Genomic DNA, 22,855 nt, shown 5'->3' on the forward strand with positions numbered 1-22,855 from the left:
AGCAACATTGTTTTTATGGTTGTGTTGCAAAAACGATGACGAAGGCGGAGATGACGTGAAGAGTTCTCCTCGTTCGGTCAGGCTGCCACCCCAAACAGCTTGGCAACCAAGGCCACCTGGCCTCTCACATCTCCTTTGTTCACCCTTTGCAGTTGTCCTTTTCTGATCATGTTGTATGCTTCATATCCCTGTAAGGTTCTGCTGGCTGTCTCGAACGAGAAAAAGCCCATCCCCGGCTTCGTCAAGCGTTTGATGAACCGATGATCTTGTTCGATCAGATTGTTGAGGTATTTCACCTGCCTCAATTCCACGTGTTCAGGCAGGACTCCAGCGGCTTTCAGGTTGGCAACGGCCCTGGGATAGGCCGCATTCTTATCGACATTGATCACGCGAAGAGCGGACGTGACAGTTGTGGTGTCAGTCAGAGCCGTGGGCTGAGCCACCTGCTCTGCGACCGGACACGCTTGAGAAGTTGAACACGCAGAGGAATACAGGGCTTTGCAGAAAAAACGTGTGGCGGCCTCGGCATCCCGCATTGGACTCAAAAGAAATTCGATCGTGTTCCCTTCAGAGTCGACGGCCCGGTAGAGGTAGAACCAGACTTTTTTGATTTTGATGTACGTCTCGTCCACTTTCCAGGAGTCGCTGTAGGCTTTGAGATGCGGTCGGCAGCGCTTCTCCAGCTCTGGGGCATATTTCTGAACCCAACGGTAGATCGTGGTGTGATCGACGTGCAGACCCCGTTCGAGCATCATCTCCTCCAGATCGCGGTAACTCAACGAATAACGCAGATACCAGCGTATACACAAAAGAATGATCGCAGCTTCAAATTGGCGCCATTTGAATGGGCTCGCATTCTTCATCATGAAGAACTCCTCTGCTCTGCTCCAAATAAAGAAGAGTTTACCATCGCTCCTTCATTCTTGCAACACAACCGTTTCTCCAACGTTTTCCTGGCCGATTCCTATGTTTCGCGCTGATTTCCCAGGTTTCACCCTAAAAATCGTCAACATTCACGCTATTTACTATTAGAAAGTCGCGATCGAATAAATTCGAAGGCGAGAAACAGGCCCACAAGCAGAGCAGCAGTAATTCCCAATATCGCCGGGACAAGCATGAAAACAGAAAAGAAGCAGATTTCCACCGCTTTGATAAGCTGCTCGAAAAAGATGCCCACAATTGGGTGATGTTCGGTCCTAACGTCTGTCGGGTTGGCAGGGTCGTAGAAGAGCGTTCGCGTTTGCCCGACCTCGTCCGTATACTCGCCATGAATCGTCACCTGCTGCGTCCTTCCATCGGAAAGAGCAAAGGCGAGGCGAGTGGTGTAATCAGTATTGCAGCCATTCCCGCCACAGACCTGGTGGGACTCGACAGCGACGATGCGGGCCGTGACGCTCCTGGCATGAGCAAAGAACTGACTCTCGCGGTAAGTGCCGTAGATCGCCCAGCCCACAGCGATAACCAGGATACCCCATATGATGAGAGAGAAACGGTGATCTTCGATAAAATCCTTCAGAGAGCTCATAGGCACTGATCCTTGATGCAATCAACCACGAGCACGGTAATATTGTCTTTCCCTCCAGCCGTATTTGCCGCATGCACTAATGCCTGGCAGGCGACCTCGGCGTGCGGTGAAGTGCGCAATTTCTGGGCAATCTGCTGATCGGATATCATGGAGGTGAGGCCATCGGTACACAGGAGAAGCCGATCTCCAGCGAGGAGCGGTACTGTCTGGACAACAGGTGCAACCTCGCCATCCATTCCCACATAGCGGGTGAGTTGTCCACGGGCCGGATGCATGCGCTCCTCTTCTGGAGTGATCTCTCCGCGTTGCCGCAAGAGCGTCACTACAGAATGGTCCTCGGTCAACGGCAGGAGGCGATCCGCGCGGAAAAGATAGAGGCGGCTATCGCCCAGATGCGCCAGGGACGCCTGGGCATCAGAGAGCCAGGCCACGACGACGGTCGCGCCTAGGCCATGCAGCCCCACCCGCCCGGTGCTCTCCGCGCGCAGGTGCTGACTCAGCTCGACGATGCTCCCATACAGGATGCGTTCCCGCGCCTTGGTCTCAGCGGCGTTGGCGCGTTCCAGACCGCGCTCCAGCAGGGCTGGCAGGACGGTGACCACGGACTGTGCGGCGACGTCTCCAGCCTGGCGTCCTCCCATCCCATCGGAGACGATGAAGAGCTTGTGCTCAGGATCGAGCAGGAACCGATCTTGCTGCTGCTGCCGGCGACGTCCCACATCGCTTACACACGCTGCACGAACTGACCAGGATACGGACCTGGGTTCAGGAGACCCCATGGTTCACCTTCCTTTCGCGCTCGGGCGGATGCCGCTCGTTGCCACATACGATGTGTCCCTCTCGCGCTACTCACCCGCTTTCACCAGGGCTTCGTACATCTCTCCAGCATGGCGAAAACGTTCCTCTTCTTTGATCGCAAGCGCCTGATCAATCACCTCGGCAAGGCGAACGGGGAGCTGGTGATCACGCTGGCGTAGGGGCACGATCTCTCCATGCAGGATCGCCAGCATTGGATCTTCTCCTCGCCGGTGGGTTCGGGGGAAAGTCCCCGTCAGCATAGCGTAGCAGGTCGCCCCCATTGCCCACACATCGCTCACCGGCTGCACCCGTTTGAAATTGATCACCTGTTCACGAGGCATAAAGGGGAAAGAGCCCGCGTAACTGCCGGTAGCCGTCATGCCGCTCAGGCCCGCCTGCTCAAAGTTCTTGGCCAGCCCCAGATCGGATATCTTGGCTACCCGCGCTCCCGCATGTTCTGCCAGCAGCAGGTTGTGGGGCTTGAGGTCTCGGTGCACAAAACCTTGCTCGTGAAGATACGCCAGTCCTTGCAGGGCCTGAAGCATGATCGGCCTGGCTTCCTCCAGCGTGAGGCGACCACCCCGCCGCTTCACCAGGTCAGCAACACTGCCTCCGGCACAATATTCCAGCAGGAAATAGAAGAGACTCTCCTCCGCGCCATGGCCAAGAAAGCGTACGATATGCGGATGGCGCAGGTCGCGCGTGGTGTCGATTTCACGCAGAAACATTTTACGCGCATCATCCGAGACACGTACTCTGGCGAGCATGACCTTGACGGCGACCTGTTCCCTCGTGTGTTTATGCTGCGCCAGGTAGACCGCGCCCATACCGCCCGCCCCCAGCAATTTGCCCATCTCGTAATTCTCGATCTGAATCTCCTGCTGTCTCCGTTCGTTCTGTGATGCGTGATCGAGGACGGCCATCAGCAACGCGAGGGGGTCCTGCTCGACCTGCTGGCGACAGCGCGCACAGATATAGGCCCCCTGCTGTGAGGCCCCGACTTCGGCGGAGACATCGTTGCCACAGCGCTGGCAACGTACAGGCTCTACTGATTGTGCAGCCGCTTCCAGCCGGACCTGGAACATGGTCGCGCCCACTTTGACCTCGTCACCATTATGCAGATCCACCTGGGGATACTCGCGTTTGGCCCCCTCTTCGGGCGTTTCATGCTTTTCGCGCCCGCCATATTTACGCCCGTTGATGTAGGTGCCATGCAGGCTGCCCAGGTCGCGGATACGAGCATCGGGGGGGGTGACTTCTAAGAGAAAGTGATGGCGCGAGATCTGTCGATCATCCGGCAGGTAGACATGGCAGTCGCTCATACGGCCACAGAGCAAGGTATCATGTTCATCGAAGGTAAACGCTTTGCCCTCCATCGGACCGGAGGTGATGGTCAAGATAAGCTTCCCTGGCATATATGCTCTCATTTCTTGTCGTCGTATCGTGCGTCCCTTCTCATGGTTCGCAGAAGGGCTGCCAACGATGATCTTCTCATGCGTTGGCAATGAAGGGAATTAATTCCTCCATCCAGTGAGTCAACCATTCCTTCCACCTCTATCATACATGATCGCACCGCTATTGACGATAGAGAATCAATGGAAATAAGATGGAATATAAAAATTGCACGATCCTTAGCGGCCACTCCAATGCCTCCTTCTCATTAGATACTGTTTCCATATAGTTTCCAGGTTATTTTCATTGTCATTACTGGCGTGAGGAATTAAAATACTCTCAACGGGAAAAAGAAGTTAAGCAGATCGTACAGGCGAGATTTTTCTAAGCTATCGTCAAGGAGGACTCAATCCTATGTTTGGTAGACACCAGCAACGTAAGCAATCATCAAATCCTGAACAGGCGCTTGCGTATATAAAGCAGGCAAACACGCTTCTGGATATTCATCAGTATAACGAGGCGCTTACGGCTATCGAGAAGGCGGTATTGCTTGCGCCCGACGATCCGCGCAACCACGCGCTGAAGGCGTACTGCCTCAGTAGCATGCGGCATTATGAACAGGCGCTTGACGCGTATGATGATGCGATTCAGCTTGAGCCAAACAATGCCAGTCATTATATGAACAAGGGTACCACGTTGTTATTTATGGGGCACCCTGAGGAAGCACTGGACACTTTTGATCATGCTTTGCGCCTGGAGCCGCACCAGGAGGTGATCCACTTCAATCGTGCACGTACGCTCTTGCGCTTGCGGCGCTATGAAGAGGCACTTATGGCGCTTGAGCGCGTTCCTACTACTACTACGGGAGGCGCGCAACTCCAGAGCCTTGTGGCCCTGGCGCGAGGAGAGTGCCTGATTAGCCTTTCCAGATTTGAAGAAGCTTTGTCAGCCCTGGAGCAAGTCGTGCAGCTTGATCCTACGAGCTCGGCAGCCTGGTTTCAGAAAGGAATGGCATTTTCAGGCCTTTTAGTAGAGATTGGACAATCCCAGCCTACTCTCGCCAAGACTCTGGCAGATAAGTCTCTGGAAGCATTTGACACTGCTCTGCGTCTCGATCCTGGCAACGATGCGGCACTTGAGATGAAAAGACACCTCCAGACCATAATTTATAAAAAAGGTGAAGAGGCTCAGCAGCCGTTCAGCCCACAGCAGCATAGGGAGAGTTCTCCTGAAGCTACGGCTCTCATCAAAGGCCATGAACTCTATAAAAGCGGGAAGCAGGAAGAAGCTCTGGCACTCCTGAAACAGGTGCTGTCCACGACGAATGACCCCCTTATACGAAGTACTGCCTATGCCAATATGAGTAATTCATTCTTGAGGCTCCGCCGGTATCCCGAAGCCCTGCGTGCCGCCGAGCAGGCTCTGGAACTGAACCAACTCGATGCGATTGCATACCTCAGCAAAGGAATGGCGCTTCTGGAAATGGGGCGCTATCAGGAGTCGTTGACTGCATTCGACGAATCTCTGCGTCTGGACCCCACCGATGCGATGACGCATTGTGAGCGCGGCCGCGCACTTTGGGAACTCCAACGCCCTCAAGAGGCGCTTGAGAGCAGTGAGAAGGCATTGAGGCTCAGACCTGAGATCCCAAGCGCGATCTATCAGCGCGGGCGCGCCCTGTTTAGCTTGAAGCGCAATGCCGAAGCCTTCGAGGCCTTTGAGAAGGTGAATGAGCTAGACCCCAGCAACGGCATGGCTTACGTTTACGTGGGTAAATGCCTGGAGCTCATCGAGCACTACGATGAAGCTGTCCCTTTCCTGGATAAGGCATTGCGCGTTTCCTCAAACCCGAGCCTGACACAGCTCGCGCAAGGGGTGAAGGCCCAAATGTTGACTCAGTTTATACCGAAGCCAAAAAGAGCACGGACAGTGGCAAAGACACCGCTTTCCAAGGCATTCGCGGCTTATCAACTTGTTAAAGAAGGTGAGAAGCTTCTGGAGAATGCGGCACAAGCCCTGGCTTGCTTCGACAAAGCCTTACAGCTTGATCCCTGGTGTGATGCTGCCTATACCTTCAAAGGACTCGCTCTTTCTATGCTAGACCGTGAAGAAGAAGCCCTGAAGGTGTTTGAACAGGTTTTACAGGAAGGGACCAGTGTCTGGGCCTTGACCAATGCCGCGGTAAATAAAGGGGAGATTCTTCGCTCACGCCGTCGGTATACTGAGGCTTTAGCTTGCTACAAAGAAGTCCGGCGTCTGAATCCAAATAGCCCTGCTGTTATCAATGACCGTATCCTCGAATTATCACTGTATAGCGAGTCGGAGTAGGCGGCGCGGCATGCCCGCTTAAGCAAGATGCGGGCTAACCTATGCAAGCTGGTATTATCAGAGAAGGAAAAGATCATGGATAGTAAACAGAGCCGGATGCAACGCCTCTTCGGCCACAAGCCTGCTCGGCTGTTAGAGAGATATGATTACGCAAAGAATGGGCCTGCTGTATGGGAGGTCGGCGATGTTATACTTGGTATGCACAAAGTGACGGGCATTCTGGGTGAGGGCGGCATGGGCAGCGTCTATAAAATCTACGAGCGCGAGTAGGGCATTGAGATGGCGGTAAAAAGCCCCAAACCAGAAATCTTCACCAGAGCAGACGGCAAAGAAAACTTTATGCGTGAGGCGGAGATATGGATGAACCTGGGAGAACATCCCCACATCGTCCGTTGCTACTTTGTACAAATGCTGGGTAGCATTCCACGCATCTTTGCCGAATATGTCGAGGGAGGGAGCCTTGCGGACTGGATTCGTCAGGGCCAATTGTACGAGAGGGGGACAGAGTGTGCCCTGGAACGTATGCTTGATGTCGCCATCCAGTTTGCCTGGGGACTGCATGCGGCTCATGAACAGGGGCTTGTCCATCAGGATGTCAAGCCTGCCAATGTGATGATGAGCAGCGATGGGGTTGCTAAAGCCACCGATTTTGGGCTGGCAAAAGCGCGGGCCGTGGCAGGTGAGGGAGCCACACCAGTCCAAGAGGGCGAAAAGAGTATCCTGGTAAGCTGGGGAGGGATGACTCCTGCTTATTGTTCACCAGAGCAAGCTGCAAGGCGGACACTCTCGCGCAAGACAGATATCTGGAGTTGGGCACTCTCGGTCCTTGAGATGTTCGTTGGAGGCGTGACCTGGCGCAGTGGCATCCTGGCACGTGAGGTACTGGCAAGTTATACCGTACAGGAACCATCCATTCCTATAATGCCGGATGAAGTGGCAAAATTGTTGAACAGGTGTTTTGAGCCTCAACCAGAGCAGCGTCCCGCCACGATGGCGGAGGTGGCGATGGAACTGCAAGCTATCTATGTTCGCCTGGTGGGAAGCTCATACCAACGTGAAGTGCCTAAATCTGTTCGGATAGACAAGTTCACACTCGTTAACCAGGCGTACTCGCTGCTCCAACTAGGGCGAGTGGAGGAGGCGCTGGTTGTCTGTGAGCAAGCTATCCGCCTCGACCCTGCTGAAGGACGTGCTTACTATAACAAAGGTCGTGCGCTTGATTATCTCGGGCGCTTCGAGGAGGCGCTGCTCGCCTATGAGCAATCGATTCGCCTTGACCCGACTTATTTCAAAACCTATGAGGACAAAGGAGGGATACTTGAAGAGCTCGGACGATGGGAGGAGGCAGTAACTACCTATGAGCAGGCAATCCGCCTTGATCCAACCAATGCTGATGTCTACTATGACAAGGGGTGATACTCGGCGAGAGGTTAGGGCGCTTCGAGGAGGCATTGCTTGCCTATGAGCAAGTCATTGCTCTTGATCCTGCTGATTCCCGTGTTTACAATAACAAAGGGGTCACGCTCCAAGAGCTCGGAGGCTTCAAGGAAGCATTAGTCGTCTTCGAGCAAGCGATCCGCCTGAATTCTGCTGATGCTTATCCCTATATGAATAAAGGAAACGTACTTCGAGAGCTCGGGCGCTTCGAGGAGGCGTTGCTCGCCTATGAGCAAGCAATTCGCCTGAGGCCTACCGATGCTGATGTTCACCAGTGGAAAGGTTATATACTTATACAACAAGGACGATTAGAGGAGGCGCTGCTCGCCTTTGAGCAATCGATCCGCCTTGATCCAACCAATGCTGTTGCCTACTATAACAAGGGAGTAATACTTGGCCAGATGCTAGGGCGCTTCAAGGAGTCGTTGGTCGCCTTTGAGCAGACGATCCGCCTTGACCCTACCAATATTAATGCCCACAATAACATGGGGCTTGTGCTTAGTGAGCTTGGGCGGCTGGAGGAGGCCCTGCTCGCCTATGAACAGGTCATTCGGCTCGATCCAATTCGTGTCAATGCCTACGAGTGCAAAGGCTATGTGCTCCGGCTGCTCGGACGACGAAAAGAGGCCGAGCGTGCCTACAAAAAAGCACGAGCGCTTCAGTATCGAAGCTGAGTAATCTGCCTATTGTTCGTTCTTCTGGAAGCCTCTGACTATGGTCACACACAGGAGAACGGGCACGTAGCGATGGACCTTTTCAAAAGCTAGGAAATTGTTGCTGGGAAGGCGCAAGTTCTGCCAGCTTGCGCCGCACTCCAGACGAGCGCAACCAGCCATATCCAACACGTTGTAGATGCAGTAGTAGTCCCTGGAAGCTTTCTTCCTCCCAGTATGGATTGGCGTTGAGCGTCAGGGCCTGGTCGATCTCTTGCGCGCTGGGCTGTCGATAGGGCGAGAGCTTGTGAATGACATACGAGCGATGCAATTCTAAAAAAGTCTCCAGGAAGGGCAGTGCTCCGTCATCCCAATCAGCAGTGGCCCGCACTTCCAGTTCCCAGTCAAGTTCCCACAGACGTGCCGTGCCATCGGCGCTGCTTGAGAGCACAAAGCGTACATCGGTGCTGCAACTGATCGATGTGATCATATCAGTATGTCCTTGCAACGTCCACAGGCAACGACCACTGCTCACCTCCCAGATGCGTATCAACCCGTCAAGATCACCTGAAAAAACGAAGCGATTATCCGCACTTGTGCAGAGCACTGATACGCCTGCCATATGCCCTTGCAGCGTCCGCAAACAACGACCGCTACTCACCTCCCAGATGCGTACGGTTCTATCCCAACTCCCTGAAAGGGCCAGGCGATTGTCTGTGGTGAGAGAGACACTGGAAACCCCTGCTGTATGGCCTTGCAAGACATACAGACAGTGCCCATTTTGTATTTCCCAGACGCGAATAGTCTGGTCGTTGCTGCCCGAAAGGGCTAGAGATCCGTCCATTCCCAGGCACAGGGCGCGTATCGCGGCTGTATGGCCTGTCAGGGTCCGCAAAAGCCAGCCTCCTGAAGGGTCCCATAGGCGGAGCGCATAATCAGTGGAGGAATCTCCGACCAGGACAAACCGTTCACGAGGGTGTAGAAGCACGCGGTCGTGTACATGACGAATTCCTTTGGCTAAAGACGAGGAAATACGTCTCGTCACGCTCCGTTGGACGATTATGCCATCTCTATGCAGGGAGAGCGCCCATTGTTGACTGGCCTCCAGCCCGTCCCACCTGGGTTGGGGACCTTGCTCGTCCCGAGGCAGTTGGAGTGATCGCCGCATCCGCCCCGTGTTGAGATCCCAGACAGACAATACTCCTGTGGAATCGGCTGTCAGAGCCGTGCGACCATCGGAGCGCAGGCTCACAGCCGTAATGGTACTGGCTTTTTCGCCAGGTTTCGCCTGCTCACCCAGAACTTGCAGGAGCCAACCGGAGCGCAGCTTCACTTTATGGCATTGTTTCGAGAGCTGTTGCCAGAGGGATAAACTCTCTGGTACACGTTCCCAGCCAGCGAGTGAGCGAACGCCTCGCAAATGTTCTAGTGCGACATCATCCGTTGACTCTGTCTGGGTGAGGGCCTGAATCGTCTGTTGTAGAAGTTGTTCCGCACGCGAGGAGAATGAAGCAACATCATTTAGAGTATAGATTCGTGAAAGGGCAAAAGTGCTCAACGATGTTGCGGGATGAATATGCCAGACGTGTAGCGTCCCATCTGCGCTTGCGGAGAGCATCGTATGTCCATCATGGCTCAGGCGAAGGGCGGTGACAGCCCGTGTGTATTGGCGCAGGGTGCGCAAGCAACAGCCGCTCGCGACATCCCAGACCCGGATAGCCCCATCAACTCTGCCGGAGCATGCAATGCGTCCATTGCCGCTAATACTGCTTGCCGAGTAGCCGCGCGAATCCGAGATATACTCTCGTAATTGACGCCCCTGAATGCTGTCCCATAGGGTAAGTGAAACGCCATTTCCGCCCGTCAGGACCAGAGACGCATCCTGATTGAGGCTGATGGTCTGTGAACTCGTCTGGCGATGTCCTTGCCAGGACTGGAGACGGTGTCCGTTGCTCACCTCCCAGACTTGCATGGTTCCATCTGCGTATCCGGTGAGTGCCAGGCGATTATCTCCGCTCATATCGACGAATGTCAGTTCAGAGGTATGCCCCTTCAAGGACTTTATGCTGTGCCCTGCGCGCGTCTCCCATAGCAGCCCTTCACGCCCACGCTCATTGGTAATGGCTATCTGCCCATCTGTACTCATACCGATAGAGTTTACCGTATGCCCATACAGCGTCTGTAGACAGTGGCCCCGGACAAGGTCCCAAACGCGCACGGTCTTATCATTTCCAGAGGAAAGCGCCATCCGTCCATCGCGGCTTATCCTCACAGTACGTATGGGAGCAGTATGGCCCCGCAAAATGAGCTGGCAGCGCCCGGTTGCGACGTCCCATACGCGCACAGTGGCATCCTCTCCGCCCGAAAGCGCCCGGTTCCCTGCTTCATCGAGATCGATGGACCATACCCGCCCCCTATGCCCTGCCAGGTTATGCAGAAAATAGATGCTGTCCTGAGGCTGCTCCTGAATTGCAGGCAAAGCCGGGAGAGAGACTCATGAGGAGCACGTTTCGCGTACTCATTCAGGTATGAGGCTGCCCCATTCTGGTCGCCCTGTTCAAGGCATACCTGCGCCAGCAACATATCGGCCTTCCAGGGCTCGGAAGCCACCTGCCTGCAAAGCTCCAGGCGCAACTTGAGCACCTCATCCGTGATCTCACCTCTTCGCCAGAGGATCATTCCTTGATTGTAGGTCGCTTCCAGGTGATGAGGAGCAATATGTAACGTCTCGTTCCAGCAATTCATCGCCTCCTCAAGTTGCTCCAGGTCGAACAATGAAAGCGCTCGATTGTTCAAGTTATTTGCTAAGGCTCTCTCCGTTTCAGGCCGAGTATATGCATACGCGCACCCACAGACATCCCGGTAAATTGCCTCAAGCGCATCTGCCACCTCCAACATGGTCGCAGGTCGCTCCTCCGGTCGTAACGCAAAGCAGCGCGCGAGCAGTTCTCTCAGAGGGGCAGGGATTGGGGGAATGGCTGCATCCTCAGGCTCATAGCTCGCCAGGACCTCACGCGCCAGGATGCCACTGTGCCAGGTGACCTCTCCCACAAACATCTCCAGCAGCGAGACGCCCCAACTCCAGATGTCCGTCTTGCGGCTCAGCGCTTTGCCTGCCGCCTGTTCGGGGGAGCAGTAGGCCGGAGTCATCCCACGCGAGCTGACCAGGATACTGCGCTGGCTGCTTCCTTCAGGGCTCTCTGTTGACTCCCCGGCCATCTCGCGTGCCTTGGCCAGGCCGAAGTCCGTGACTTTGGCGATCCCCTCCACATTCATCATCACATTGGCGGGCTTGATGTCCTGGTGCACCAATCCCTGTTCGTGAGCGGCGTGCAGGCCCCAGGCAAACTGGATGGCGATGTCGAGCATGCGTTCCAGGGCGTGCTGCTGTCCTCCTTCGTAGAGACGACGACCGCGAATCCAGTCCGCCAGGCTGCCTCCTGCTACATACTCGGCGAAAAGCAAGGGCAGCTCATCCAGCGTGCGCACATAGTAGCAACTGACGATGTGGGGATACAGGGGCAGATTGACCCAGGTCTCGGCCTCGCGGATGAAGTTCTCTTTGCCCCCTGCCTGGGCAAAGACCGCCGACTGGGGACGCTTGAGGGCCAGGTCGATATTCCAGCCGCGATGATGGACTTTGTAGACGGTGCCCATCCCGCCCTCACCCAGGGTCTCCAGCACTTCGTACTGCTCCAGCAGTACATCGCCTCTCTGCCAGTTCTGGTTGTTCATGCTTCCTCTCTCATGGTTCGCAGAAGGGTTGCCAACCATGATCTTCTCATGCGTTGGCTCTGAAGATTAAAATCCCTTAACCAGTGCGTCACTGACCCTATCAATAAAGCCGTAAGCGATGGCTTCTCGTGCTGAGAGGATGATCCCACGATCCATATCCTCGCGAATCGTTGTCTCGGCTTGTCCGGTCTCTTTGACAAAGAGCTCTACCAGAAGGCGACGAAAGCGTAATATCTGGCGAGCCGTGATCTCGATATCGGCTGGCGTCTCGCCTCCGCCCAGGACCTGCGTCAGCCCAATCGTGCTCGTTGGCAACGCGTAACGCTTGCCTTTTTTTCCGGCAGCGAGCAGGAGGGTTGCGAAGCCATTCGCCTGACCGAGACAATAGGTAGCAACCGCTGGTAGGAGAGCCTGTATAGTGTCATAGATTGCCAGGCCAGCGTAGATGTTGCCCCCAGGCGAGTTGAGGTAGAGATGGATATCCCTGGTTGCATCTTCACTTTGCAGGTAGAGCAACTGGGTGATAATGCTATTCGCGACCTCATCCTCGATAGGCGTATCAATGTAGATGATACGCTTTTTTAGGAGCTGAGGAGAAAGATATTTGTTGATAGCTGGATATTGGCCTTCCAAGAGTTGTTGACAGCGGCGTTTCAGGATCTCCTGTGCATCCTCTCCTTCTGGTATCCATGTCTGGTCAGGTGGATTGAGCCCGTAGGTCTTGATCTGTGCTGAGTGAAGATCCTGGCCTGTTGTATGCTCATTATCGCTCATGATGCTCTCTTGCTCCTTCTTGCTCGAACATGGGGAGTGGACCTCGCCATTCACGCGCCAGGGATGCAAGCTGTCTGCGTACCCCTTCTGGCTCCAGCCAGCCATAGCCGGCATATTGTAACTGGCGGATCACCCCTTGAAAGTCATCTTCATTCCAGGTGGGGATTCCTTTACGCGTAAGCGCCTGCTGAACTTCTTGCTTGGTTGGCTCATGGCGCGCGTGACTCGATCTCGGAGAACTGGTTGGTGCTCTGTGTTTCTGGCTGGCGACGGAACAAACGGCTGAGCCAGTTCTGGTTGTTCATGCTTCCTCCTTTGCTTTGGGTGAGGTCACGAGCCGATAGCCCAACCCGCGTACCGTCTCCAGAAAGCGAGGCGCTTTGGGATCGGGTTCGAGCTTCTTGCGTAGTTCCCAGATCAGGTGATTGATGTCCCCCTCCGTGTGGTAAGCGTCCTCTCCCCACACGGCTGAGAGCAATTCTTCATACGAGCACATCACGGGGACATGTCCATTGCTTTGGTTGCGCTGGGCCATGTAACGGATCAATTTATGCTCCTGGGGCCGTACCTCGTGAATCTCCTGTCTCCTGGAACCCTCGATACGAAAGAGCCGAGCCTGGATCCAATCATATTCCAGATAGGCGACCTGGAGCGGCGGACCCGAAGGTCGCGTCCCCAGCGGATCACTGAAGGTCAATTCCCAGTAGCTGGGCTCGCCCGTCTCGCTCAGTTTCCCCAGGATGCGAATACTATCTCCCTCGTTGAGCAATACCCGGCCCTCTACCACCTGCACGTCATTCCCACGACGCACAAAGGTGCGGTTGATGCTACCATTGTCGACAACCCACCAGCCGTAGAGATCATGTTCAAGGGTGCAATGTACTTTGCGGGTAATGAGTTGCTGGGGATCGGGAGAGAGCGCAATATCATTGAATTGCTCAAAACGCCCAATGGTTACCGAGTCCTTCTCCAACTCGGCCTGGAAATGCTGTCCCTCTGGGCCAACGATGTCGAGAAACGGCAAAAGGATGTCCATGTCCCTTAATCCTTCATCTGTTGTTAGAAAGCTTCCTGCTTCTTTCTCTTTTCTACTCTAGTCTATCATAGATGTCTGTGACCATGGCCACACGATGGAAATGGCATGGAAATACGATGGCAATGCTTCAGAGCTTTCCGGAGGGACGAAACATATGGCCGTCATCAACAACCTTTTTCTCACGCTGTGCGCACAACAAGAGCAACAAGATGTGACCCTGTCCCAATGTGGTGGTGTGGTTTGCATGTTCCCCTCTCATGGAGAGAAAAGAGGTACCGACGGCTATGAACATGTCATCACACGTGTATCTGATCCGCCGTCTCGGATACACTTCAAAGGATACAATTCCCCAGGCGTAACACCGCATGCTACATTCTTCGCTTACAGCCCGGACCAGGGTGTTGTCGCTAAGGTGGTAAGGTAGCCAATTGGCAGAAAATGCTAAAGTGGTAGGGAGAACCGCCTGCTCTTCTCTTGACAACGTGCTTCGTTCTCATTACAATAAGGGTATAATGTGCAACCAAAGGTTGCACATATGTGCGCTCCTCTGGAAGCGTTGGTTACGTGACATGACGTCAGGAGAATTTCAATGACCGAGAAGATTGAGCGAGAAATCAGCATTGCGGCACCGATAGCAACCGTCTGGGAAGTCATCACAAAGCCTGAATACATTCGCCAGTGGTTTGGCAGTCAGGTAGAAATAGACGTGCGACGAGGAGGAAAAGGCAAACTGATTTGGGGCGAGGACGTTGAAGCCCCCTGGAAATTGTCGAGGTAGAGAAGCCGCATCTGTTCTCCTTTCTGTGGGTCGCACCCGATGAGGAAACCAAACCGACCCAGCAGCAAACCCTGGTTGCGTTCAGGCTGACAGCGAATGGTGCGGAGACCAAGCTCTACTTCACAGAAAGCGGTTTCGAGAAACTGGAGATGACGGCAGAACAGAAGGCCACTCTGATTGCCAACCATACCCCTGGCTGGGATGACTTTCTGTCCACGTTGCAGCGTTGTGCCCAGAATATCCCAACAAAGGCGTAGCTATGTCATCACCTGCCCCTTTTCATGAAGAGCTCTGGTTTGCCATTGCTGAACCGAGCCGACGGAAGCTCATCGAGGTGTTGCTTCTCAAAGGTGAAGCGACTGCAAGCAGGCTGGCGGATGACGTGCCGTTTAGCCGCCAGGCGGTGAGTAAACACATCGCTGTTCTGAAAAGGGCAGGTCTCGTCAAAGAGCGCAAAACGGGCAAAGAGGTACGTTTTCGCCTCTCGCCAGAAGGACTCAGTGTTGCGGCCCAGGAACTGTCACGGGCTGCAACGCTCTGGGATGAACGGCTCCAAAAGATCAAACACATTGCTGAAACTCTTAATCAAGAAGAGTGATACCACGATGACCGCCACCCTCGATCAGCTCTTACGCCGGGCAGGGCTCAGTGAGGTGCGAAAGAGAGGAGCCATAGAAAATCGCGTAAGGACATGCTGTTGTGAGAGGGGCGAGAAAGAAGCGGGAAGGAGGAGGATCATGTTGCTAAGGAAGGAGGCCATCTGTAGTTTTGCAATAGATACAGAGAAATGCATGGAAAGAGAGAAAGTGATAAAAGAGGTTGCCAATACCCACTGGTTTCCCCATGCTGACATGGCGGCCCCTGGTGTTTTTCCTCTGCTCCAGGTCCTCCCTCTGTCTGTGTGAGGCAAAATCGGGTGGATTCTGCTCGAGGGAAAGGTGGCTGGCTCCTGGCTCGCTGTGTCTGGTGGTGGTGGCCAGGTCTCGCTGGTGATTGCGGGTGTTTGCACCTGCAGTGGGGACGTGGTGTAGCTGCAGGGTGCGAAGCCCTGAGTGGTCCGTATGATGGCGCCTGGCTGAATGGATGAGGTTGGTGAGGCTACGTCATCGTGCGCTTACGTCCTTGAGGGGATGGTAGCACGAGGCGAGTGACCCCTGCGCAGGAGGTGAGGAGACCAGACTTACCCATCACCTGGCTGGGGGAAGAGGGAGGGAGAGGGTGAGGGAGAGGGGAATATCTTCGAGCATGCGAGTATCTCTGGAGGAAGCCTCAAAAGCGAAGCGGAGTTTTGACCGGATTTTTTGGGAAAAAGCACCGGAAGAATATATAGATCTATCCAGGCCAAATTTCGCCTTGGGAGGCGTTTTAGCACGAATTCGATCGGATGCGAGCGCCGCGTCCGGATTTGCTGTTTTTTGGGAGGGCATTCTCTCCATTGATGGGGGAGGAATGAGAGAGAGGGAGAGACTCAGGATGGGGTATAGATGATGGGGTCTTTCTAACAAGAGATGTCAAACAAGAGCGGAAATAAAAAAGAGCCTGGGCTCCTCTCTTTGAGAAGGGGATGAAAATCAGAGAGGGTTGTCTGGAAGATCGAGGCCAAAATCAGTAATGTAATACAGGCCATCGGGGGCGCGCTCAACGACGACATAGGGTTCAAGGGGAGGGAGATCGGGGGGGAGCGGATGGTGTTGGGCAAGCCAGGTCGCAATGGCGTGTGGGAGCTCGGGCATCTGAGGGTGCAACCATTGCAGGAAGTCCAGGGCCTGCTCTGGCGTGAGAGAGATGTGGTGGCCATTGGGGAGTTGGATCCCCAGGGTGTTTTCCATGGTCATAGCGGTCTTCTCCCTACGTTTTTCTAAGAGGACCTGGTGGTGGTCCTAGAGAGAGTATACCGCGTGGTGTGTTTGTTGTGGATAGGAGGCCCAGGCTCTCAAGAGGCTGGTGTTTGAGGGACAGAGGAGATCTTCTCAACCGTTTGCTTGTCAATGCCTGCTTTCGCACCTATGGCGCCCAGGGGCGGGAAGGGTGTGCACGTAGTGCTGGCATTCGTCAGTACTACAGGATACCGTTTTCGCTCCCGCCCCATCAGATGTGTTCCAGGTGGTACGAAGACTGGCGTCCTGGTCGAGAATTGTGGCATGTGTGGACCAGGGATTTGATGCAGGAGAGGGGAAGCTTACTTTTCCTTGATGTGCGAGCATTCGAAGTGGAGGATCTCATGCGGGGGCAGCGCGTCACGCAAGAGATTCCTGGTAGATTTTACGGAAGGCTTTGATCCCTTGTTGTAAATTTTGGAATTACGTGAGCGGAATTTTTGACAATGCATTCATTTAATTACCAAATTTACATCATGGCGGTCGCACAGGACCAGTCCATGACGATTGCTTTTTGTTTTCTCCACAATTCCTCCACATCGGTCTGGATAACTTCGTGGATAAATGGGTTGTGCGCTGCTCTATGGTTCTGGTATCCTTCATAGGAACGAACGTTCTTTCCTCTCCTGCGCCCGGCGGTGGCCCCTCTATTTCTGGTGTGCTTTTGTTGTGCTTCTCAATCAAAGGAGGGAATCAGTATGCCTGCAACCATCGAGGGGGAGGAGCAGCGTCTCGCCCCACGCAGTCTCGTCGTGCGTCGCCGCCCGAGGTCCGAGCCCGGGAAAGCGCCAGCGGTCCAGACGGCGCGTGCGTCACAATTCGCCAAACCACGAGCGCAGCGCCCTGTAACGACTGAAGAGGTGCAGGAATTCTCGCGGCCGTCAGCTCCACAGTCGAAAACGTCCCGAGGAGGGAGCTGGCTCCTGCCGCTTGGACTAGGGATGTTGTGCGCCTTGCTCCTTGCCCTTGCTGGATCCATGGTGTTGAGCTGGAGTGGTCGATTTATTGACGATGTTTACTACGGCTATCCAAGGACAACGCAGGTAGACCACTTTGTGGGCCATGAACTGAATCCGCGAATTTCAACTCACTTTACGGCTATGAACCTCAGAGGTCAAGTGTTGATTTTTGAGGTGCCCGGCGGCGATCCAGAACATGCGCGACTCCTGCAAGGACCTCGCCTTGCTGGCCCTGGCGTTGACCTGGCACCGATCACGCTCACCTTCTCAGGGGATGCCGCGCATCCGGACCTGGTCGTGACCGTAGACAGCCTTCAGGTGGTCTATCACAACACAGGAACGAGCTATGCACCGATACGGTAAAACGAACGAGCACTCGCCAGTACCTGGCCATACTTGACCACGTGACGAGTGCTCATTTAGTTTTCTTCTTCCAGTTCTGAAAGGCGGATTTCTCCCTGAAGTGGGAGTACCCATAGAAGGCGCTTATCATCTTCCATCTCAGTGCCATCCCCCAAGCCGAGCAGATCAAAAGTATCGTCGAGTTGAGCGACGGTAATCCACTCAGGAATTTCACAGACTGAGGTGTCCTGTAGTTGCACCTGCCCACGCACCTGTATGTGGGCAATAACTCCGAATTGCTCCGTAAACAGGTGAGCCGCTTCACGTATTGCTTGTACACGCCTGGGAAGAGGGAGAATCACCGACTCGCTGACATCCATAACACATCCCCTTCAAAAACACATATATGCATTCATTATAGCTGTTGTTGTCAGTGCGAAACGCAACCGTTATCGCTTGGCTAACCGGGAGTCATACCTTGTTTCCCTCTATATCCTTATGGATCAAAGATTTCTCGTCACGCTACATGGAGAGCGGAGCTATGTTCATCAGCCTCGCTACGTTTTTTCCCCTCTCTATTCTTCTAAGAGCGAATGAGCAAGACAATGAGTGTGAAAAGTTACTTTACCGTTGCAACGTCTTTCAGAAGTGTGATAACAAAGGGTTTCGGCGCATTTTCCAAAGAATCGTTGCACTGCCGTTGCCACCAGCACGATCTCAATCATCAGCCCAATCCATGCCTCGATAACGGTGAGCAAGGCGTAGCGTGCTGACCTGAACTCTTGCAGCGCCTGCGGGCCGACGGCTATGATGGCTTCCTCTCACTGGAGCCTCACCTGGCCAACGCCAGCAGGTACAAGGATTTCAGCGGACCAGATCTCTTCCGCCGCGCCTCTCAGGCCTTGCAGAACATGCTCCAGGCCATGAACTGGCAGTACGCTTAATCACCCCCACTCTCCACCCCTGCCCATGGACGGGGGTGGAGAGTGGATCAAAGCGCCCCGGTCTAAGCGGGTCGAAAGACAAAATTTGCGAGGGAAACGGGCATAGCAGGAATTGTCCGCCCATAATGTAATGAGATAGAGAAAGTACTTTTCGGCTTTTACTCCTATTCAAGCGACCAGCAATATGGGATAATGCATAGATGAGTTTTTATTTTATTTAAAGTGACTGAGGAACAGAACATCTATGCAATGCCGTATTTGTAGGGCCGAGGTGCCGCAGGGCTCGCCCTCCTGCCCTGTGTGTCACGCCTCCCTGGTAGAGAACATCTCAGCGAATGTTGCAAGTGAGGGTATGGGCGAGTCCGCGCCCTATATAGAGTATGCTGCGCTACCAGCCTATGCCGTGCAGAGCAATCCGCCCTACCCGCCGCCGTATCCTCCTCATCCTGGAGCCTATCCACCGCCGGGGCCTCCATTTCCGTTCCCGTATCCTCCCCTTGCGCCTCAGCCTAAACCCAAAAATACGCGTAAAACGCTTACCATCGTACTCCTCTCTGTGCTCGCGGGTGTAATTATCCTGGGCGGCTGTGGCTTGTTCGCGCTTAACTTCTTAACCGGGCTGAGCAGTAGCCTTGCTTCCTCCTCACAACAAAATCAGGCGCAGAATCAGGCGCACGCGGAGGCACTCTATCAGCAGGTGACAAGCAAGGCTCCCATCACAAGCAGTCCTCTATCAACCTTGGGGGATAGCGACTGGTTAAATTATGATAGCACTGATGGAACCTCCTCTTGTCATTACAAAGATGGTGGCTATCACATGACAGTCAATAAAGCCGATCACTATTACTATTGCTCAGATGCTGATTTACATACAAATTTCGCAGTTCAAGTCGACATGTCCATACTCAGCGGATATGCTGGAGGGATTGTGTTACGCATTAATACGCTTGATCCTTCTTACTACGCATTTTTCATAGGCCAGGATGGATCTTACAAGCTTATGAAGCGAGATGGAGATCATTCAAGCTATATTGAGCAGAACGCATATGACTCTAGCAGTAAGACTGGATATAATCAAAAAAATATCGTGACGGTTATTGCCCAGGATAATCAGCTCTATTTTTATGCCAATGGACAAGTCCTCACCAATGTAACCGATAGCAGCTATACTAAAGGCGCACTCGGTTTAAGCGCATTTGAACAAGGACTGATCACAGAGGTAAGTTTCTCCAACCTCAAGATCTGGAACTTGTAACGACCCTTACATTGCGTAAGAATATACTTCTTCTCCGAAAAACCTGAGCGTTTATCCCCGAATGGGGGCGAAGCGCTAGTCATCCCCATTCGGGGACAAGCGCAAGTGACGTCGCGTCCCCAGATGGAGATGGGTTTCGGAATAAGATCATAGAGGTGTTGTAATGAAGTGTCATCAATGTCAGACTGAGTTCGCGGTGGGGGCGGCCTTCTGTTTCAATTGCGGGGCGCCAGTGGTCGAGGAGGAACCTGCTCCCTCCGAGCGCTTTATCTATGATGAGTTACCAGAGGAGTCGCTGTACCAGGAGTATAGCGCACCCACGCAGGCGCCTTCTCACTCAGCAGCGCTGCCCCTGACTGGTACGAGCTATGGCGCGGCAGTGATGCCAACGCCGCCACCCGTTATGCCGGTGCCACCAGTACCGGTTGCACCACCTATGCCAGTGCCAATCGCGCCTCCGCCATATCTCCCTTACCGCGTACCTGGCGAGCAAACATCTCCTCCGCCTCCCGTGCCAGGCCGCACGCGTGGCAAGAAATGGATGATTATCGGTGGTGTCATCGCCCTGGTCTGCCTGGTTATATGCGGCGGGAGCGGTCTGCTCGTCTTCTCGCTTCTGCAACAAGGGAACACGCCCGGTACGAGCGCACAGACAAGCCAGAATGATCCCAGGGCACTTTATACCCAGATCATGAGCAAAAAGCCGACCTATACAGACGATTTTGATGGGACTGGCGTTGGGCACTGGAATGCCTATGAGCGCACAATGGAGAGTTGCCGTTTTCAAGACGGCAGCTATCATGTGTCTGAGAATCAATCTGACCGCTGGTATTACTGTGGTACAGCCCAATTCTATTATGACTTTGCCCTCCAGGTTGATGCCACAATCCTGCAAGGTGATCGAGCAGGCATCGTTTTTCGCACCAGCCATGGTAGCAACGATCAATCAAAATATATTTTTGTATTTGATGGCCAGGGCAATAGCGAACTCCAGGGCTATGACGCGAGCGGTACACAGAAAATCCTGCAATCCAACCTGGCGAACAGGGCTTTCAAAGCTGGCCTGGGACAAAAGAACATTATTACGCTTATCGTTCAGGGGTCGACCGTGCATTTCTATGTGAATGGCACATTTCTGTACACCTGCACCAACCTTACAATCGATGGTGGCGATATAGGACTTTATGCGCATAGCCAGGCACAGCCGACCGAGGTTAGCTATGCACACGCCAGAATCTGGATTTTGTAGGGCTGCTATTTAATGGGATGCGTCAGAACTAAGAACAGAACTCTAAGCGAAGTTCCGCTAGCGTGTGATAGACTGATCAGCACAGAAATATTTTGGGGAGGCGTGCCCGATGAACTGCCCGTACTGCCTGTCTGTAACGACGAGAGAACAAAACAGGAAAACCACACTTGGCTACCGGATATTCCGCTGCCGAAGGTGCCACCATATCTTCAATGAGCGCACCAACACACTTTTTAACTTTCTGGAATATCCAACCGATCTCGTTCTGCTTGTCGTTCTCTGGCGGCTGCGCTATACACTGAGTCTGCGGGATCTCGCTGAGATGTTTCTCGAGCGCGGTTGGGTCTTCACTCATGAGGCGATCCGAGACTGGGAAGCTCGTTTTGCTCCCTTGCTTGCAGAACACTTGCGTACCAGGCGGCGAGGACAAACAGGGACATCATGGTACGTGGATGAAACATACATCAACGTGCGAGGAACGTGGTGTTCTCTCTATCGCGCTCTCGATCGTGATGGAAATCTGGTCGATTCACGCCTGAGTGAGAAACGCGATATGGAGGCAGCAAAGCAGTTCTTCCGCCAAGCTATCGCAACGGTTGGTCACGCCCCGGAGCGGGTAACGACCGATGGACATGACTCCTATCCACGTGCGATTCGTGAGATTCTCGGCAGCGAGGTCATGCATCGCTGGAATGCCTATCTGAATAACCACCTGGAGCAAGATCATCGTGGGATCAAACAGCGCTATTATCCGATGCGTGGTTTTGGGAACTTCACCTCGGCCTCTCGCTTCTGCAGGGCATTTGACGAGGTACGCCAGTTCTTTCGGTTTCGGACCACGAGAAAGCAATATGTTTCCCTCGCTGACCAACGTCATCTCTTCTGCCAACGATTGGATGCCTTGAAAACCATGTTGCTGGTCGCCTAAACAGATTCAGGTTGAAGATGAAGCACGCCTTGTGATCTTCTGTGTCCTCAGTTCTGACACATCCTGTTCTAGCTGCTCTACTTTCTGCACTTTATGAATGACAAGGAGTAAAATTCACTTAGGGAATCTTTTTAGCCTGGCTTCTTAAGCACATGAGAGGCCATTGCTGCTTTTCTCAACCATCCCCATTTCTGCATGCCTTCTCCTCTTGGGAGAATGTAATGTGAGAACACAACCTACCCTCACAGGAATGGAGAAGTATTACGAAGTGCTCATTCTACTTCTTCTCGAAAGCGATTCTGAGAATACAGCCAACCCTCTGCCAGGAGAGAAATAACAAAAAGGAGCAGATAGTTTGGGTATCTAGAAATTTCTATTGTAGTCAGTAGAATACATCTTGTCTGCCGAAGCGGCCTGATAGAGTTCCTGAATTCTGGTCGGGGGCACACTCTGACGGGTATCGGGATTGAAGACGAGGTCGCAGCGATGACAGTAGAAGAGCTTATCCCAGATTTGCAATCCCGGCTGAATATCTTTCACCAGACCATTTCGCCAACTCTTAAGATATTTGCTAAGAAGCAGAACACTGACGAGAAAAACTATACATATCACAGGAATAGCGAAGAAAGAAGAACTGATGCCACCAATGCTAAAAATGCCGCTTTCAGTTACTACTACGACAGTTGCTTCCAAAATACCCACTAGTATGAGTGGTGGCAGTATTTTTTTCCAAAGTAATCGAGTCAAGATAGGTGGACGCAGCATTCCTTGAAGGTACGTACTACTCACATTGTTCCTAGCCATCGGGATGGGCCTGTTACTAAATGCTGATGTTGTATATGTCC

At 53.5% G+C, this 22,855-nt stretch carries 23 protein-coding genes and 2 pseudogenes; 12 read left to right on the forward strand and 13 right to left on the reverse strand.

The window, feature by feature from the left end; genetic code table 11:
* Window positions 1-77 precede the first annotated feature (77 nt).
* The 4 genes from JMJ16_RS15005 to JMJ16_RS15020 all read right to left on the reverse strand — a co-directional run bounded on the left by JMJ16_RS15005 (window position 78) and on the right by JMJ16_RS15020 (window position 3,738).
* Complete coding sequence (locus JMJ16_RS15005; protein ID WP_201382886.1) at window positions 78-863, reverse strand: IS6 family transposase; 786 nt, start codon at window positions 861-863, stop codon at window positions 78-80.
* Window positions 864-1,018: 155 nt separating this feature from the next.
* Window positions 1,019-1,525, reverse strand: a complete 507-nt coding sequence (locus JMJ16_RS15010; RefSeq protein ID WP_201382473.1) for a DUF3592 domain-containing protein — start codon at window positions 1,523-1,525, stop codon at window positions 1,019-1,021.
* A complete protein-coding gene (locus JMJ16_RS15015; protein WP_201382475.1) occupies window positions 1,522-2,304 on the reverse strand; it encodes a PP2C family serine/threonine-protein phosphatase in 783 nt (260 codons plus the stop codon). Before JMJ16_RS15015 ends, JMJ16_RS15010 begins: the two co-directional genes overlap by 4 nt.
* Before the next feature lie 66 nt (window positions 2,305-2,370).
* Window positions 2,371-3,738, reverse strand: coding sequence for a protein kinase (locus JMJ16_RS15020; RefSeq protein WP_201382477.1), 1,368 nt, complete (start codon window positions 3,736-3,738; stop codon window positions 2,371-2,373).
* Window positions 3,739-4,129: 391 nt separating this feature from the next.
* Between JMJ16_RS15020 and JMJ16_RS15025 the strand changes: the two genes are divergently transcribed.
* From JMJ16_RS15025 to JMJ16_RS15035, 4 genes are all read left to right on the forward strand, one after another.
* Window positions 4,130-6,043 (forward strand): tetratricopeptide repeat protein, encoded by a 1,914-nt coding sequence (locus JMJ16_RS15025; RefSeq protein WP_201382479.1) that lies wholly within the window; start codon window positions 4,130-4,132, stop codon window positions 6,041-6,043.
* 75 nt (window positions 6,044-6,118) lie between these two features.
* A complete protein-coding gene (locus JMJ16_RS54340; RefSeq protein WP_236601507.1) occupies window positions 6,119-6,313 on the forward strand; it encodes a hypothetical protein in 195 nt (64 codons plus the stop codon).
* Window positions 6,314-6,322: 9 nt separating this feature from the next.
* Window positions 6,323-7,459: a protein kinase gene (locus JMJ16_RS15030; protein WP_236601508.1), complete on the forward strand. Its 1,137-nt coding sequence runs from the start codon at window positions 6,323-6,325 to the stop codon at window positions 7,457-7,459.
* A 35-nt stretch (window positions 7,460-7,494) separates the two neighbouring features.
* On the forward strand, window positions 7,495-8,154 hold the full coding sequence (locus JMJ16_RS15035) for a tetratricopeptide repeat protein (protein ID WP_201382481.1): 660 nt from the start codon (window positions 7,495-7,497) through the stop codon (window positions 8,152-8,154).
* Window positions 8,155-8,236: 82 nt separating this feature from the next.
* Here the strand turns inward: JMJ16_RS15035 and JMJ16_RS15040 are convergent, their stop codons facing one another.
* The 6 genes and pseudogenes from JMJ16_RS15040 to JMJ16_RS15060 form a co-directional block, all read right to left on the reverse strand.
* Complete coding sequence (locus tag JMJ16_RS15040; protein WP_236601509.1) at window positions 8,237-10,477, reverse strand: WD40 repeat domain-containing protein; 2,241 nt, start codon at window positions 10,475-10,477, stop codon at window positions 8,237-8,239.
* 36 nt (window positions 10,478-10,513) lie between these two features.
* Window positions 10,514-10,612 (reverse strand): annotated as a pseudogene (locus JMJ16_RS57085) (hypothetical protein); the annotation flags it as partial.
* Between the two features lie 161 nt (window positions 10,613-10,773).
* Window positions 10,774-11,907: pseudogene (locus tag JMJ16_RS15045) on the reverse strand (protein kinase); the annotation flags it as partial.
* Between the two features lie 27 nt (window positions 11,908-11,934).
* The gene (locus JMJ16_RS15050; protein WP_201382484.1) at window positions 11,935-12,642 is read right to left on the reverse strand and encodes a ClpP family protease; all 708 of its coding nucleotides are present in this window, start codon (window positions 12,640-12,642) and stop codon (window positions 11,935-11,937) included.
* Window positions 12,632-12,775, reverse strand: coding sequence for a hypothetical protein (locus JMJ16_RS15055; RefSeq protein ID WP_201382486.1), 144 nt, complete (start codon window positions 12,773-12,775; stop codon window positions 12,632-12,634). The genes JMJ16_RS15050 and JMJ16_RS15055 overlap by 11 nt, the downstream gene beginning before the upstream one ends.
* Window positions 12,776-12,943: 168 nt before the next feature.
* Window positions 12,944-13,678 carry a winged helix-turn-helix domain-containing protein gene (locus JMJ16_RS15060; protein ID WP_201382488.1) on the reverse strand — a complete coding sequence of 245 codons (735 nt, stop codon included), beginning with the start codon at window positions 13,676-13,678 and terminating at the stop codon, window positions 12,944-12,946.
* A 589-nt stretch (window positions 13,679-14,267) separates the two neighbouring features.
* On the opposite strand from JMJ16_RS15060, the gene JMJ16_RS56010 reads away from it, so the two are divergent.
* The 3 genes from JMJ16_RS56010 to JMJ16_RS15070 are packed head-to-tail and all read left to right on the forward strand — an operon-like array spanning window position 14,268 to window position 15,054.
* A complete protein-coding gene (locus JMJ16_RS56010; RefSeq protein WP_255553191.1) occupies window positions 14,268-14,456 on the forward strand; it encodes an SRPBCC domain-containing protein in 189 nt (62 codons plus the stop codon).
* Between the two features lie 23 nt (window positions 14,457-14,479).
* Window positions 14,480-14,713, forward strand: a complete 234-nt coding sequence (locus JMJ16_RS56015; RefSeq protein WP_255553213.1) for a hypothetical protein — start codon at window positions 14,480-14,482, stop codon at window positions 14,711-14,713.
* A 2-nt stretch (window positions 14,714-14,715) separates the two neighbouring features.
* Window positions 14,716-15,054 (forward strand): helix-turn-helix transcriptional regulator, encoded by a 339-nt coding sequence (locus JMJ16_RS15070; RefSeq protein WP_201382490.1) that lies wholly within the window; start codon window positions 14,716-14,718, stop codon window positions 15,052-15,054.
* Window positions 15,055-16,027: 973 nt separating this feature from the next.
* On the opposite strand, the gene JMJ16_RS15075 is transcribed toward JMJ16_RS15070, so the two are convergent.
* Window positions 16,028-16,291 carry a hypothetical protein gene (locus tag JMJ16_RS15075; protein WP_201382492.1) on the reverse strand — a complete coding sequence of 88 codons (264 nt, stop codon included), beginning with the start codon at window positions 16,289-16,291 and terminating at the stop codon, window positions 16,028-16,030.
* 740 nt (window positions 16,292-17,031) lie between these two features.
* Here JMJ16_RS15075 and JMJ16_RS15080 point away from each other — a divergent pair.
* Entirely contained in the window at window positions 17,032-17,655 is a 624-nt protein-coding gene (locus JMJ16_RS15080) for a hypothetical protein (protein ID WP_201382494.1), read from the forward strand.
* Window positions 17,656-17,711: 56 nt separating this feature from the next.
* On the opposite strand, the gene JMJ16_RS15085 is transcribed toward JMJ16_RS15080, so the two are convergent.
* Window positions 17,712-18,014, reverse strand: a complete 303-nt coding sequence (locus JMJ16_RS15085; RefSeq protein ID WP_201382496.1) for a hypothetical protein — start codon at window positions 18,012-18,014, stop codon at window positions 17,712-17,714.
* 402 nt (window positions 18,015-18,416) lie between these two features.
* Here JMJ16_RS15085 and JMJ16_RS15090 point away from each other — a divergent pair, with 402 nt between their 5' ends.
* The 4 genes from JMJ16_RS15090 to JMJ16_RS15105 all read left to right on the forward strand — a co-directional run bounded on the left by JMJ16_RS15090 (window position 18,417) and on the right by JMJ16_RS15105 (window position 22,010).
* Window positions 18,417-18,578, forward strand: a complete 162-nt coding sequence (locus tag JMJ16_RS15090) for a hypothetical protein (RefSeq protein ID WP_201382498.1) — start codon at window positions 18,417-18,419, stop codon at window positions 18,576-18,578.
* Window positions 18,579-18,822: 244 nt separating this feature from the next.
* A complete protein-coding gene (locus JMJ16_RS15095; RefSeq protein ID WP_201382500.1) occupies window positions 18,823-19,833 on the forward strand; it encodes a hypothetical protein in 1,011 nt (336 codons plus the stop codon).
* A 163-nt stretch (window positions 19,834-19,996) separates the two neighbouring features.
* Window positions 19,997-21,082, forward strand: coding sequence for a family 16 glycoside hydrolase (locus tag JMJ16_RS15100; RefSeq protein WP_201382502.1), 1,086 nt, complete (start codon window positions 19,997-19,999; stop codon window positions 21,080-21,082).
* A 109-nt stretch (window positions 21,083-21,191) separates the two neighbouring features.
* On the forward strand, window positions 21,192-22,010 hold the full coding sequence (locus tag JMJ16_RS15105) for an IS6 family transposase (protein ID WP_201382504.1): 819 nt from the start codon (window positions 21,192-21,194) through the stop codon (window positions 22,008-22,010).
* Window positions 22,011-22,373: 363 nt separating this feature from the next.
* Here the strand turns inward: JMJ16_RS15105 and JMJ16_RS15110 are convergent, their stop codons facing one another.
* Complete coding sequence (locus JMJ16_RS15110; protein WP_201382506.1) at window positions 22,374-22,550, reverse strand: hypothetical protein; 177 nt, start codon at window positions 22,548-22,550, stop codon at window positions 22,374-22,376.
* Between the last annotated feature and the right edge of the window lie 305 nt (window positions 22,551-22,855).

The organism is Ktedonobacter sp. SOSP1-52, assembly GCF_016587395.1.

Coding starts and splice junctions, on each gene's coding strand:
- JMJ16_RS15005 (WP_201382886.1), bottom strand. CDS start 863: ATGAAGAATGCGAGCCCATTCAAATGGCGCCAATTTGAAGCTGCGATC.
- JMJ16_RS15010 (WP_201382473.1), bottom strand. CDS start 1,525: ATGAGCTCTCTGAAGGATTTTATCGAAGATCACCGTTTCTCTCTCATC.
- JMJ16_RS15015 (WP_201382475.1), bottom strand. CDS start 2,304: ATGGGGTCTCCTGAACCCAGGTCCGTATCCTGGTCAGTTCGTGCAGCG.
- JMJ16_RS15020 (WP_201382477.1), bottom strand. CDS start 3,738: ATGCCAGGGAAGCTTATCTTGACCATCACCTCCGGTCCGATGGAGGGC.
- JMJ16_RS15025 (WP_201382479.1), top strand. CDS start 4,130: ATGTTTGGTAGACACCAGCAACGTAAGCAATCATCAAATCCTGAACAG.
- JMJ16_RS54340 (WP_236601507.1), top strand. CDS start 6,119: ATGGATAGTAAACAGAGCCGGATGCAACGCCTCTTCGGCCACAAGCCT.
- JMJ16_RS15030 (WP_236601508.1), top strand. CDS start 6,323: ATGGCGGTAAAAAGCCCCAAACCAGAAATCTTCACCAGAGCAGACGGC.
- JMJ16_RS15050 (WP_201382484.1), bottom strand. CDS start 12,642: ATGAGCGATAATGAGCATACAACAGGCCAGGATCTTCACTCAGCACAG.
- JMJ16_RS15060 (WP_201382488.1), bottom strand. CDS start 13,678: ATGGACATCCTTTTGCCGTTTCTCGACATCGTTGGCCCAGAGGGACAG.
- JMJ16_RS56010 (WP_255553191.1), top strand. CDS start 14,268: ATGACCGAGAAGATTGAGCGAGAAATCAGCATTGCGGCACCGATAGCA.
- JMJ16_RS15070 (WP_201382490.1), top strand. CDS start 14,716: ATGTCATCACCTGCCCCTTTTCATGAAGAGCTCTGGTTTGCCATTGCT.
- JMJ16_RS15075 (WP_201382492.1), bottom strand. CDS start 16,291: ATGACCATGGAAAACACCCTGGGGATCCAACTCCCCAATGGCCACCAC.
- JMJ16_RS15080 (WP_201382494.1), top strand. CDS start 17,032: ATGCCTGCAACCATCGAGGGGGAGGAGCAGCGTCTCGCCCCACGCAGT.
- JMJ16_RS15085 (WP_201382496.1), bottom strand. CDS start 18,014: ATGGATGTCAGCGAGTCGGTGATTCTCCCTCTTCCCAGGCGTGTACAA.
- JMJ16_RS15095 (WP_201382500.1), top strand. CDS start 18,823: ATGCAATGCCGTATTTGTAGGGCCGAGGTGCCGCAGGGCTCGCCCTCC.
- JMJ16_RS15100 (WP_201382502.1), top strand. CDS start 19,997: ATGAAGTGTCATCAATGTCAGACTGAGTTCGCGGTGGGGGCGGCCTTC.
- JMJ16_RS15105 (WP_201382504.1), top strand. CDS start 21,192: ATGAACTGCCCGTACTGCCTGTCTGTAACGACGAGAGAACAAAACAGG.